11 protein-coding genes are annotated in these 12,082 nt (G+C 63.4%); 3 read left to right on the top strand and 8 right to left on the bottom strand.

Going from position 1 to position 12,082, the window contains the following annotated elements; all coding sequences use genetic code 11:
• Nucleotides 1-68 precede the first annotated feature (68 nt).
• The gene (locus tag ACFRFQ_RS17635; RefSeq protein WP_378660116.1) at nucleotides 69-482 is read right to left on the bottom strand and encodes a nuclear transport factor 2 family protein; all 414 of its coding nucleotides are present in this window, start codon (nucleotides 480-482) and stop codon (nucleotides 69-71) included.
• A gap of 163 nt (nucleotides 483-645) precedes the next feature.
• Between ACFRFQ_RS17635 and ACFRFQ_RS17630 the strand changes: the two genes are divergently transcribed.
• The gene (locus tag ACFRFQ_RS17630) at nucleotides 646-924 is read left to right on the top strand and encodes a DUF1876 domain-containing protein (RefSeq protein ID WP_378660114.1); all 279 of its coding nucleotides are present in this window, start codon (nucleotides 646-648) and stop codon (nucleotides 922-924) included.
• A 27-nt stretch (nucleotides 925-951) separates the two neighbouring features.
• Here ACFRFQ_RS17630 and dinB read toward each other — a convergent pair whose 3' ends face one another.
• Complete coding sequence (gene dinB / locus ACFRFQ_RS17625; RefSeq protein ID WP_378660615.1) at nucleotides 952-2,172, bottom strand: DNA polymerase IV; 1,221 nt, start codon at nucleotides 2,170-2,172, stop codon at nucleotides 952-954.
• A gap of 111 nt (nucleotides 2,173-2,283) precedes the next feature.
• Here dinB and ACFRFQ_RS17620 point away from each other — a divergent pair, with 111 nt between their 5' ends.
• Complete coding sequence (locus ACFRFQ_RS17620) at nucleotides 2,284-3,309, top strand: zinc-dependent alcohol dehydrogenase family protein (protein WP_378660112.1); 1,026 nt, start codon at nucleotides 2,284-2,286, stop codon at nucleotides 3,307-3,309.
• On the top strand, nucleotides 3,306-4,196 hold the full coding sequence (locus ACFRFQ_RS17615; RefSeq protein WP_378660109.1) for a universal stress protein: 891 nt from the start codon (nucleotides 3,306-3,308) through the stop codon (nucleotides 4,194-4,196). The genes ACFRFQ_RS17620 and ACFRFQ_RS17615 overlap by 4 nt, the downstream gene beginning before the upstream one ends.
• Nucleotides 4,197-4,213: 17 nt before the next feature.
• Here ACFRFQ_RS17615 and ACFRFQ_RS17610 read toward each other — a convergent pair whose 3' ends face one another.
• Genes ACFRFQ_RS17610 through kdpF form a run of 6 tightly spaced genes read right to left on the bottom strand, consistent with a single transcriptional unit; the run spans nucleotide 4,214 to nucleotide 11,951 of the window.
• The gene (locus tag ACFRFQ_RS17610; RefSeq protein ID WP_033233006.1) at nucleotides 4,214-4,894 is read right to left on the bottom strand and encodes a response regulator; all 681 of its coding nucleotides are present in this window, start codon (nucleotides 4,892-4,894) and stop codon (nucleotides 4,214-4,216) included.
• A complete protein-coding gene (locus ACFRFQ_RS17605) occupies nucleotides 4,891-7,410 on the bottom strand; it encodes a DUF4118 domain-containing protein (protein ID WP_378660106.1) in 2,520 nt (839 codons plus the stop codon). Before ACFRFQ_RS17605 ends, ACFRFQ_RS17610 begins: the two co-directional genes overlap by 4 nt.
• 7 nt (nucleotides 7,411-7,417) lie before the next feature.
• A complete protein-coding gene (locus tag ACFRFQ_RS17600; protein WP_378660100.1) occupies nucleotides 7,418-8,068 on the bottom strand; it encodes a potassium-transporting ATPase subunit C in 651 nt (216 codons plus the stop codon).
• A 6-nt stretch (nucleotides 8,069-8,074) separates the two neighbouring features.
• The gene (gene kdpB, locus ACFRFQ_RS17595) at nucleotides 8,075-10,171 is read right to left on the bottom strand and encodes a potassium-transporting ATPase subunit KdpB (RefSeq protein ID WP_378660097.1); all 2,097 of its coding nucleotides are present in this window, start codon (nucleotides 10,169-10,171) and stop codon (nucleotides 8,075-8,077) included.
• Nucleotides 10,168-11,853 (bottom strand): potassium-transporting ATPase subunit KdpA, encoded by a 1,686-nt coding sequence (kdpA, locus tag ACFRFQ_RS17590; protein ID WP_378660094.1) that lies wholly within the window; start codon nucleotides 11,851-11,853, stop codon nucleotides 10,168-10,170. Before kdpA ends, kdpB begins: the two co-directional genes overlap by 4 nt.
• Nucleotides 11,853-11,951 carry a K(+)-transporting ATPase subunit F gene (kdpF, locus tag ACFRFQ_RS17585; RefSeq protein WP_116102890.1) on the bottom strand — a complete coding sequence of 33 codons (99 nt, stop codon included), beginning with the start codon at nucleotides 11,949-11,951 and terminating at the stop codon, nucleotides 11,853-11,855. The genes kdpA and kdpF overlap by 1 nt, the downstream gene beginning before the upstream one ends.
• Nucleotides 11,952-12,082: the final 131 nt, after the last annotated feature.

Raw genomic sequence — 12,082 nt, 5'->3', positions numbered from 1 at the left:
TGTCTCCTCACAGTGCCTGTAACTCGATGTGGCTCAACTTAGTGCTACGCCGAGTCTCACACAACCCCCTACGGGGTCTGACCGCGTTCCATCGCCGCGATCGCCTCCTCCTGAATGCGCGGAAACTGCTCACCCATCGCCGCCGCAAGCGCATTGGCGCCGGACAGTGGCCGGACCATCACCGTGAACTCGTCGATCAACCCGTCGTCGTCCAGATGCAGAAAGTCGCAACCGTTTACAAGTTTGCCGTCCACCGTTGCCTCGAAAACCAACGCATGATCGCGCCCGTCCACCGACTCGATCTCGCGGACATACCGGAAGTCCTCGAACACCCGCATCACACCGCGCAGAATTGACGCCGTGATCGCCTTGCCGGGATACGGCTTGAAAGCGACGGGACTGGTGAAGACGACGTCGTCGGAGAGCAGCGCCGCCATGGCGTCGGTGTCACGCGATTCGACAGCACTTCGGAAGGACTTCATGGTGACTCCTCGGTATTCGATTGAACAGGTCGCACGTTCGGCGCCTGAGTAATCATGCGCGCCGCGGCGCGCATCCACGCAGCAATCGAATACCGCCGTTCAGCCCTATCGCACGCGTCGCTCGACCGAGGACAATGGAACATAAGCCGAAGGGGGTCAGAACATGAACGAGAAGCACTGGTCGGTGGATATCACCATCGACGAACACACATCCGAGACGGCAAACCGAACTCGCGCAATCGCACGGCTACGGGCACAGGAAGACACACACTTCGCCGGAGCGGGTTTCGCTCGCTGCAATCCCGTCGACCGAGATGTGCCCGAGATCGGTGACGAACTCGCGGTCGCACGTGCGTTGGCCGACCTGTCTCGCCAATTGATCGAAGCCACGACAACGGATCTCGCGCGTACGACTAGCGAACCGATTCGGCTGACGTCCTGAGCGCACTGACGTCCTGAGCACAGCGGGCTAGTCCGGGAGCAGCGGCACCGAGATATCGGGATCGCGGCCGATCAGCACCGCACGTGTGAGCGCTCCCGAGCCGAATTTCTTCCGCACACTGTCCATCGCGGAGTCGAGGGCAGCGGTATCCGGTCCACCGTCGAAGGACAGTTCCAACTGCTCGGCGCCGCTGCGGTCCAGATTGGATACGGCAACACCGATCAACGTGATGCCCTTGTCGGCGATGAGGGGCGCCGCGTCACTCAGCAGCACCATCGCGGCATTCAGTAGATCGGTGGTTTCCGCCGTGGATCGGCGCATCGTGTGGGAACGGGTGGCCCGCGTGAAATCGCCGAACCGAAGCCGGAGTGTGACGGTGCGGCCGGTCTGCTGCGCCGAACGCAGGCGCCGCGACACCCGATCGACCAGCGACATCAACGACACCTCGAGTTCGGATCGCGAGTGCACACCCCGACCCAACGCGTGTTGAGCGCCCATCGAGCTTCGGCCGCCGTACGCGCGCACCGGCCGCGGATCCCGATTGTGCGAGAGCGCGTACAGGTGTTGGCCGGCGCCGCGCCCCAGAATCGCCACGATCGACGACTCGTCGTGCCGCGCGATGTCCCCCACCGTCGCGATGTCGAAATTCCGCAGCTTCTGCGCGGTGATCTTGCCGACGCCCCACAGCTTTTCGACGGGCAGCGGGTGCAGGAATTCACGCTCACCGTCTGGTGGCACCAGCAGCAGTCCGTCGGGTTTGGCGTAGGCGCTGGCAACTTTTGCCAGGAACTTCGTGCGGGCGATGCCGACGGTGATAGGCAGGCCAACTTGCTCGGCCACATCTTGCCTGAGATTGGCGCCGATCTGCAGCGGTGTTCCGACGATCCGTGCCAATCCCCCGACTTCCAGGAAAGCTTCGTCGATCGAGATTCCTTCTACCAGCGGCGACGTGTCGTGAAAAACCTCGAACACGTCCTTGCTCGCCTGCGAGTACGCATCCATGCGAGGCGGAACGACAATTGCCTGCGGGCACAGCGCACGCGCCTGACCCCCACTCATCGCGGTCCGGACCCCACACGCTTTAGCTTCGTAGCTCGCGGCCAGCACCACCCCGCCGCCCACGATGACCGGCCGGCCGATCAAATCCGGCTGGTCTCGCTGTTCGACCGACGCGTAAAACGAGTCGAGATCAGCATGCAGGATCGTGGCGCCACCGGACCGGTGATCGCCGCGAGCATCTGACGACATCGACACGAACAGATGTTCGCACAGACCACCGACACACTTCGCCCTCTTCCACGGGGCACCGCGCAGGCGCACGATAAAGGGGTGGACGCTTTCTCCGGAACTTCGATGCCGATGACCTCATGGCAGGTACACCAGCCTGGGCCGGTCCGAACGCATCCACTGGTCGAGGTACAGAGATCGCGCCCCATCCCGACCTCGAGTGAACTGCTCGTCCGGGTTCTCGCCTGCGGAGTGTGTCGCACCGATCTGCACGTTGCCGAAGGTGACCTGCCCGTGCATCGCGCAAACGTGGTTCCCGGCCATGAAATTGTCGGCGTGGTCGAAGAGGTCGGTGCCGCGGTTCAGGACTTCTCCCCTGGTGATCGCGTCGGGATCCCGTGGTTGCATTCCACGTGCGGCCAGTGTGAGTACTGCTTGCGCGGACGGGAGAATCTGTGCCCGAACTCCACGTACACGGGCTGGGATATCGACGGTGGATACGCCGAATATGCCGTGGCGACAGCCGAATTCGCGTTGCGTCTGCCGGACGGATACAGCGATGCCGAAACCTCGCTGCTGCTGTGCGCCGGCATCATCGGATTTCGTGCACTCCAGCGTGCCGAGGTCCCGGATGGCGGACGCCTGGGGATCTACGGGTTCGGTGGGAGCGCACACATTGCCGCGCAAGTCGCGATGGCGCGCGGCGCAGAAGTCCACGTCATGACCCGTAGCGAATCGGCGCGCGCGCTGGCCACGCAACTCGGCGCGGCCTCCGTGCAAGGTAGCTACGACCGTCCGCCTGCCTTGCTGGATTCGGCCATCATCTTTGCTCCCGTCGGGGACCTTGTTCCGACTGCACTCGCCGCGTTGAATCGTGGCGGAATCCTGTCGATCGCCGGGATACACCTCTCCGACATACCCAGCCTGAACTATCGGCACCACTTGTTCTACGAGCGCGAAATTCGTTCGGTCACGGCAAATACGAGGCAGGATGCTCGGGAGTTCCTTGCATTTGCCGGCGAGCATCACCTCGAGATCACCACGAACACGTATCCACTAGCCGACGCGAATCGCGCATTGGTCGACCTGGCCGAGGACCGAATCACCGGCGCTGCCGTCTTACTGCCTCAACTTCTCGACTCAGGAGGACGAGCATGAACGCACCAATTGTCGTGGGAGTGGACGGTTCGACCCGCTCGTTGGACGCGGTTCGCTGGGCGTCGCACGAAGCAGTTCTCCGGGGACGGCCACTACATCTTGTTGCCGCGATCCGCGGCGAACCGAGCACGTACGGAAATGCCTTCACACTTGGTGCGCCGCAGTTTGCCGCGAAGCGCCGAGAAGGAAAACTGCGGCTCTCCCGTGGGCGTTCGGTGGCGCAGCCTGCAACAGGCGGCGGCCCGCTTGTCACCGAGCATCTAGGGTTCGGTCACCCTGTCGACATTCTGCTCGAACAATCGGAGGACGCCGCAATGCTGGTCGTGGGCTCGCGTGGCCTGGGCCGGTGGGCAGACGGGATTCTCGGTTCTGTCAGTACCGCGACGGTCCTCCATGCGCGGTGTCCGGTTGCCGTGATCCGAGAACTACCGCCGGCGGACGAACCACTGCGAGGCGGTCCCGTTGTTGTCGGCGTCGACGGTTCGGAGCACAGCGAACCAGCCCTGGCCGAAGCCTTCGAAACAGCGTCGCTGCACGGCGTCGAACTTGTTGCCGTGCACGCCTGGAGCGATTCGCACCTGTCGACAGCATTCCGCACCGATCCCGACGGTGAGTCTCTCGACTGGGATGCCATCGCCGTTGCCGAGCACGCGGTTCTCGCCGAACGGCTTGCCGGATGGACGGACCGGTATCCCGACGTTGCGGTTCGTCGAGTTGTCGTACACGACAACCCCGCCCAAGAACTGATCACCGAGTCGAAGTCGGCACAACTGGTTGTTGTCGGCCGACGGGGACGCGGCGGTTTCAAGTCCATGCTGCTCGGCTCGACCAGCCGAAACCTCCTACACCGGGCGATGTGTCCACTGCTGATCGTGACACACCCCTGATTTCACGCGCCCTGATCTCACACCACGAAGCGGTAACCCATCCCCGCTTCCGTGATCAGATGCTTGGGGTGCGCCGGATCGTCTTCGAGCTTGCGACGCAGTTGAGCGAGATACACGCGCAGGTAGTGGGTCTCGGTGTCGTAAGCCGGTCCCCACACCTCGCGGAGAAGTTCCTTCTGTCCGACCAACTTTCCGCGATTGCGCACCAGCATTTCGAGCATTCCCCACTCGGTGGGTGTCAGATGCACCTGCTCACCGCGCCGGCTGACCGTCTTCGCCGACAAGTCGACGGTGAACGACGCCGTCTCGACCGACGGTTCCGACGTGTCGGTTGCCGATACTCCGCGCCGCGCCGCCGCACGCACTCGCGCCAGGAATTCGTCCATCCCGAACGGCTTGGTGACGTAGTCGTCCGCACCGGCATCCAACGCTTCGACCTTGTCTGCCGAGTCGGTGCGTGCTGACAGCACGATGACCGGCGCAGTGCACCAGCCTCGCAGTCCGGCAAGCACTTCGGTGCCGTCCATGTCCGGCAGACCGAGATCCAGAATTACCACGTCCGGCGGCCGTTCCGCTGCAGCGCGCAGCGCACCGGCACCGGTGGATGCCGTCACCACGTCATATCCGCGCACCGTGAGATTGATGCGTAATGCCCGCAAGATCTGCGGTTCGTCGTCGACAACCAGTATCCGGCTCATGACTCGCTTCCCTTCGTTCCTGCACCGGCCAGTTCGACGATCATCGTCAGCCCACCACCCGGAGTGTCGGTCGCACTGACCGTTCCGCCCATGGCCTCGACAAATCCGCGAACAACGGACAGTCCGAGACCGACGCCGCCGGTGTTGTCGCGGTCCCCCATTCGCTGGAACGGCTGAAACATCGATTCGGCTTCACCACGGGGTACGCCCGGTCCGGTATCCGCGACGGTAATGACGGCACGGTCTCCGACGCGTGCCGCTCCCACCCGCACCGGTGTTCTGCCGCCGTATCGCAAGGCATTGTCCACGATGTTCGCAATCACCCTCTCGAGCAAACCCTGATCGGCTTGCACGGCAACAGTACCCACGTCGACGATCACACTGCGCGAGTCGGATCGGCCGCCGATCCCCAGCCCGAGCAGCGCCCGGTGCACCACTTCGTCGAGGTAGACCGGCCGCAACGTCGGTTTCACCACTCCCGCAGCCAGTCTGGACGAATCGAGCAGGTTGCCCACCAGAGCGGTCAACTGATCCGCCGATTCCTCGATGGTGGCCAGCAGTTCTGCCGTGTCCTCGGGTGAGAACTCGATGTCGTCACTGCGCAAGCTCGACACAGCTGCTTTCACTCCGGCGAGCGGTGTCCGAAGGTCATGGCTCACAGCCGAAAGCAGTGCTCTGCGCAGTTGATCGGCCTCGGTCAGGGCCGCCGCTTTGCTCGCTTCGACCGTGAGCTTCTCCTGACGGATCATGCCGACTGCCTGGTGCGCAACAACGGTCAGCACCCGTCGATCCCGCGCACTCAACTCCGGCCCGGACAGCAGCAGTGCGTACTCGCCGTCGTTGACCTCGCACGCGGTATCCGCGTCAGCCTCACGAGTCGGCGGCTCGGCGCCCACCGCCGCGACAACGCCGTCCTCGTGATGAACTACCGAAACCCCACGTTGACGGTAGATTTCGCGAGCCTTCTCCAGCAGCGTCGAGAGGTCAGCGCCGCGGAGCACCGACCCCGCAAACAGCGTGAGAAGCTCCGCTTCCTCCGAAGCCCGCTTCGCTTCCCGCGCCTTTTTGGCGGCGGCGTCAACCAGAACGGCCACTGCCACAGCCACTATCAGCAGAACCACCGTCGTGATGAAGTTGTCCGGCTCGGCGATCGTGAAGCTGTATTTGGGATCGGTGAAGAAGTAATTGAGTAGCAGTCCGGAGATGAGTGAGGACGCAATCGCCGGCCCCACACCACCGAGCAGGGCGACAAGAACGACCACCACGAAGAAGAGCGCGTTCTCGCCGTTGACGCCGGACACGCGATCCACCAACCCCATGAGCCCGGCCGCCAAGGTCGGAACCACCACTGCCGCAATCCACGACAGCAAGCGGCGCTCGGACCGGCCGAACAACGAGATCCGGCGCCGGACGGTCGCCTCCTCGTGAGTGACCATGTGCACGTCGATGCCGCCGGACTGCTGAACAACCGCCGCGCCGATTCCCTCGTCGAGAATGCGGGCCACCCGCGACCGCCGCGACGTTCCCAGAACCAACTGGGTGGCGTTCTCCTCGCGAGCGAACTCGAGGAGCGTCGACGGTACGTCGTCGCCGACGACAGTGTGCAGGGTCGCGCCGACCCCGGTGGCAAGTGCGCGCACCTTTCCCATCTCCGGTGCGGAAACTCCGGTGAGGCCGTCACCGCGGACGACGTGCACGACCATCAGTTCGGCACTCGACTTGGACGCGATCCGAGAAGCGCGTCGTACCAGGGTTTCCGACTCCGGTCCCCCGGTCACCGCGACGACAACGCGCTCACGCGCTTCCCAGGTGTCGGTGATCTTGTTCTCGGCCCGGTACTTCGCCAGGGCCGCGTCCACCTGATCGGCTACCCAGAGAAGCGCCAACTCGCGTAGCGCGGTGAGGTTTCCGCGCCGGAAGTAGTTGCCGAGTGCCGCGTCGACACGTTCGGGAGCATAGACGTTTCCGTGGGACAGTCTGCGTCGCAATGCTTCCGGCGTGATGTCGACCAACTCGACCTGCGCTGCGCCGCGGACCACTTCATCCGGAACCGTTTCCTGCTGAGTCACTCCCGTGATGTGCGCGACAACGTCGTTGAGGCTCTCGAGGTGTTGCACGTTGACGGTCGAGAGGACGTCGATCCCGGCGTCCAACAATTCCTGGACGTCCTGCCACCGCTTGTGATTCTTGCTTCCCGGGGTGTTGGTGTGCGCCAATTCGTCCACCAACACCAAGGCGGGACGACGGGCCAGAACCGCCTCAACATCAAGTTCCGGCATCCGGGTGCCGCGATATTCGACCAGTTTGGGCGCGATGATCTCGAGGTCGCCGATCTGCTCGGCGGTGCGGGCGCGGCCGTGTGATTCCACAACGGCCGCGACCACATCGGTTCCACGATCCCGGCGGCGATGAGCCTCCCCGAGCATCGCAAAGGTCTTTCCGACGCCAGGTGCTGCGCCGAGGTAGATGCGCAGTTCACCTCGTTTGCGCGTACCGACCTTCTCCGAAGAACTCACGTGACAATCATCCACCAGCAGGCGACGTGGCACACGTAGGCGCCGTCAAACCGAGAGCCAGATTCAGCGCGAGGACGTTGACGCGCTCTTCACCGAGGAACCCGAGTTGCCGCCCGTCGGTATTCTCACTCACCAATTCCCGTACCGCGTCTTCGGATATCCCGTTGATCGCGGCAACCCGGGGCACCTGCAGCAGAGCGTAGGCCGGGCTGATGTGCGGATCGATGCCCGAGCCCGAACCGGTGACGGCGTCGACCGGGACAGCGGACGGCTCCACACCCTCACGATCCGCGATCGCGGCCCGACGCGCATCGATGAAGTCGGCAAGAATCTCGCTGCTGGGACCCTGATTCGACGGCAGCGCAGCGGCAGGATCACCCGTCGCAAACGGATCCTCGTCCGAGACCGATCCCACAACCCGGTTGTGGAAGAACGGATCGCGCGCTCCCTCCGGTACCTGCGGATCGACGCCTACCCACGCACTTCCGACGACGCATCCGGCCGCGTCGGTCACGGGTGATCCCTCAGCGGAACCGGAACTGATCCGGCCCACTCCCCACACCGCGGCGGGATAGATCACGCCGAGAACCACGGTGAGCGACAGCAGAACAAGAAGGCCCGCCCACACCTGTTTGGCAAAACCGATACTGAAACGCATAGCAGGTCACCCAATTCCGGGAATCAAACGAACAACAAGATCGATCAGCCAGATACCGATGAACGGCGTGACCACACCGCCGAGCCCGTATACGAGCAGATTTCGGCCGAGCAGCGCCGACGCCGTCGACGGCCGGTAGCGGACACCCTTGAGGGACAGCGGAATCAACGCGATGATGACCAGCGCATTGAAGATCACGGCCGAGACGATCGCCGACTCGGGAGTGGCCAGTCGCATGATGTTCAGCGCATCCAACTGCGGATAGATACCGCTGAACAGGGCCGGCAGGATCGCAAAATACTTCGCGAGGTCGTTTGCCAGCGAGAACGTGGTCAAGGCGCCGCGAGTGATCAGCAACTGCTTGCCGATCTCGACGATTTCGATCAGCTTGGTGGGATCGGAATCGAGATCCACCATGTTCCCGGCCTCTTTGGCCGCCGACGTACCGGTGTTCATCGCAACGCCGACGTCCGATTGCGCCAGGGCCGGAGCATCATTGGTACCGTCGCCGGTCATCGCCACGAGGCGACCACCCTCCTGCTCCTTCCGGATCAGTGCAAGCTTGTCTTCCGGAGTGGCTTCCGCCAGGAAATCGTCCACCCCGGCTTCGTCCGCAATGGCCTTGGCGGTCAACGGATTGTCTCCGGTGATCATGATCGTCCGGATGCCCATGGCTCGCAGTTCCGCAAACCGCTCCGCCATACCGGGTTTGACGACGTCCGAGAGTGCGATGACCCCCAGAACCGTTGCCTTCTCGTCCTCTTTTGCCGCTACGACGAGTGGTGTTCCGCCCGCTTGGGCTATCTCGTTCACGGCGTCGGTGACGGCAACGTCGGCAGTTCCGCCGCTTCGCGCGATCCAGCCCATCACGGCATCGGCTGCGCCTTTTCGGATCTCACGCCCCGGCAGGTCCAGGCCGCTCATGCGCGTCTGCGCTGTGAACGGAACGAACTCTGCCCGGTTCTCGTCCGCTGTCGGTTCGATCCCCGAACCGAATTGCGTAGCGCACAGTTCGACGATGCTGCGGCCCTCGGGTGTTCCGTCTGCCAGGCTCGACAACCGTGCTGCGGCAGCAAGTTCGAGCGCCGAGACACCCGGAGCGGGGTGCAGTGCCGTTGCCCGGCGATTACCGAACGTGATGGTTCCGGTCTTGTCCATCAACAGGGTGTCGATGTCGCCGGCAGCTTCGACGGCGCGTCCGGACATGGCAAGCACGTTGCGCTGCACCAGACGGTCCATCCCGGCGATACCGATGGCCGACAGAAGCGCACCGATCGTGGTCGGGATGAGGCACACCAGCAGGGCGATCAACTTGATCGGATCCTGCTCGTGCCCGGCGTACAGACCCATCGGGCCGATTGCAACCACCGCGAGCAGGAAGATCACCGTGAGCGACGCGAGCAGGATGTTGAGCGCGATCTCGTTCGGTGTCTTCTGACGCGACGCCCCCTCGACCAACGCAATCATGCGGTCGACGAACGACTGTCCCGGTGCCGCCGTGATCTCCACGACGATACGGTCGGACAGTACTGTCGTACCTCCGGTGACGGCGCACCTGTCGCCTCCGGATTCACGCACCACGGGAGCGGATTCCCCCGTGATGGCGGACTCGTCGACGGACGCGATACCTTCGACGACATCGCCGTCGCCGGGGATGACCTCCCCCGCCACCACGATGACCCGATCACCGACAACGAGGTCGGTGCCGGATACCACCTCGATAGCACCGCTCTGCGTAATGCGATGGGCAGTGGTGTCCTGCTTGACCTTTCGCAGGCTGGCGGCTTGCGCTTTGCCTCGCCCCTCTGCCACGGATTCGGCGAGGTTGGCAAAGATCACCGTGAACCAGAGCCAGAGTGTGATCACCCAGGAGAACACGGACGGTTCGGCCACGGCCATGACCGTCGTGATGACGGACCCGACAAACACTACGAACATCACCGGGTTGCGCGCCAGATGCCGCGGGTCGAGCTTGCGTACGGCACCCGGCAGCGCCGTGATCATCTGCCGCGGGTTGAAGGCGCCGGCCTTGACGTGACTGGACTGACCGGCGTCCGGGGTGCTGTCCACCACCACGGGTTTCTCTTCGGTATTCAGGATCATTGGAGCGCCTCCGCGATGGGTCCCAGCGCGAGAGCCGGGAAGAATGTCAGTGCGGCAACCAGGACTACGGTGCCGGTGAGGAGTCCGGTGAACATCGGACCCGAGGTGGGCAAGGTGCCGACGGTAGGCGCCACCTTCTTCTGCGAGGCCAGCGCTCCCGCCAAGGCGAGAACGAAGATGATGGGTAGGAATCGTCCCAGCAACATGGCGATACCGAGCGAGGACTGGAACCAGTCACTCGTGACGGTCAAACCTCCGAAAGCGCTGCCGTTGTTGTTCGACGCCGAAGCGAAGGCGTAGAGCACTTCACTGAAGCCGTGAATGGACCCCGGAGTTCCCGGATCTCCGCCGTTTCCTTGATACCCCAAGGTCGACCCGAGTATCACCGTGATGCCGGTGCCGATGAGAACCAGCGCGGGCATGACCAGAATCGAGAGGGCGGCGAGGGTGATTTCGCGGCGGCCGAGTTTCTTGCCGAGATACTCGGGTGTGCGGCCAACCAGGAGTCCGCCGACAAACACGGCGATCAGTGCCAGGACCAGGATCCCGTACAGACCGGTTCCGACGCCGCCGGGAGCGATTTCTCCGAGCAACATGTTGAGTAGGACCGCGCCGCCGCCCAACGGCGACATGCTGTCGTGTGCGGAGTTGACTGCGCCGGTGGAGGTTCCGGTCGTGGATACCGCGAACAGCGCCGAACCGGGAATCCCGAAGCGGACTTCCTTGCCTTCCATCATCGAACCTGCTGCTGTCGCCGCGACACCGCGGGCGCCCGATTCAGCGGCCAGAGTGACGGCCAGCAAGCCGCTCCACAGCAGCCCCATCACGGCGAGCAGGGTCAGTCCCTGGCGCCGGTCACCGACCATTGTTCCGAAGGTCCGTGTCAGACACACCGGAATCAGGAGGATCGCAAGAATTTCGACGATGTTGCTCAGCGGCGTGGGGTTCTCGAAGGGGTGCGCCGAATTGGCGGCCAGGATGCCGCCGCCGTTGGTGCCGAGTTCTTTGATCGCTTCCTGAGACGCGACAGGAGCAAGCGCATTGGTCACGGAATTGCCGTCGAGACCGGTGGAGGCGAATCCGTTGTGGAACGACTGGATCACGCCCTGGCTCAACAGAATCAGTGCGATCACGAAGGAGAACGGGAGAAGGATACGCAGAGAACCGCGAGTCAGGTCGACCCAGAAGTTGCCGATCTCACCGGCCCTCGCCACCCTGATGAAGCCGCGCACGAGTGCAATCGCCACGGCCATACCGACAGCGGCGGATACAAAGTTCTGAACAGCCAATCCCAGCGGCTGAACGACATTGCTCATCGTCGTTTCCGGCGTGTAAGACTGCCAGTTCGTATTGGCCACAAAGGAAATCGCCGTATTGAAGGCGACAGCAGGGCTTACCCCTGACAGCCCGTCACTGAGCGGCAGTACACCCTGGAACCGCTGCAGGAAGTACAGGAACAATGCGCTGGCCAAGGAGAATCCCAGGACACTGGCGGCATAGCCGTACCACGTCTGCTCGGCTCGCGAATCGATCCGGCCGACGCGGTAGATCACGCTCTCCACCCGCAGATCACGGGCCGAGGTGTACACCCGAGCCATGTAATCGCCAACGGGGACGTACGCGATCGCCAGCACGACCAGGACAAATGCTATCTGCAGTCCGGCTGCCAGAGCGGGCGACATCAGAACCTCTCAGGATCTACGAGTGCAACAAGGAGATACACGACCAAGGCCGCGGCCACGGCAATCAGCACGACGCTGACAATGCCGGCGACGGTCATTTGGGAGCGCTCGCCGCTAGGGCGCGAAGAACCAGCGCGCACACGAGAAAACCACCAAGAATCAGAGCAACGTAGGCCACGTCGGCCATGAGCTTCCCTCTTCGACATCAAAAACCGTGCTGCAGTTCATC

The organism is Rhodococcus sp. NPDC056743 (assembly GCF_042790355.1).
Taxonomy (GTDB): Bacteria; Actinomycetota; Actinomycetes; order Mycobacteriales; family Mycobacteriaceae; genus Rhodococcus_F.
Note: the sequence above shows the minus strand (reverse complement) of the source record. Positions and strands in the feature narration are given on the sequence as shown.

What these genes read in the sequence shown, in the direction of transcription:
- ACFRFQ_RS17620 (WP_378660112.1), top strand. Translation starts at nt 2,284, where the DNA reads ATGACCTCATGGCAGGTACACCAGCCTGGGCCGGTCCGAACGCATCCA.
- kdpF (WP_116102890.1), bottom strand. Translation starts at nt 11,951, where the DNA reads ATGACCGTCGCCGGCATTGTCAGCGTCGTGCTGATTGCCGTGGCCGCG.
- kdpA (WP_378660094.1), bottom strand. Translation starts at nt 11,853, where the DNA reads ATGTCGCCCGCTCTGGCAGCCGGACTGCAGATAGCATTTGTCCTGGTC.
- ACFRFQ_RS17615 (WP_378660109.1), top strand. Translation starts at nt 3,306, where the DNA reads ATGAACGCACCAATTGTCGTGGGAGTGGACGGTTCGACCCGCTCGTTG.
- dinB (WP_378660615.1), bottom strand. Translation starts at nt 2,172, where the DNA reads ATGTCGTCAGATGCTCGCGGCGATCACCGGTCCGGTGGCGCCACGATC.
- kdpB (WP_378660097.1), bottom strand. Translation starts at nt 10,171, where the DNA reads ATGATCCTGAATACCGAAGAGAAACCCGTGGTGGTGGACAGCACCCCG.
- ACFRFQ_RS17600 (WP_378660100.1), bottom strand. Translation starts at nt 8,068, where the DNA reads ATGCGTTTCAGTATCGGTTTTGCCAAACAGGTGTGGGCGGGCCTTCTT.
- ACFRFQ_RS17635 (WP_378660116.1), bottom strand. Translation starts at nt 482, where the DNA reads ATGAAGTCCTTCCGAAGTGCTGTCGAATCGCGTGACACCGACGCCATG.
- ACFRFQ_RS17630 (WP_378660114.1), top strand. Translation starts at nt 646, where the DNA reads ATGAACGAGAAGCACTGGTCGGTGGATATCACCATCGACGAACACACA.
- ACFRFQ_RS17610 (WP_033233006.1), bottom strand. Translation starts at nt 4,894, where the DNA reads ATGAGCCGGATACTGGTTGTCGACGACGAACCGCAGATCTTGCGGGCA.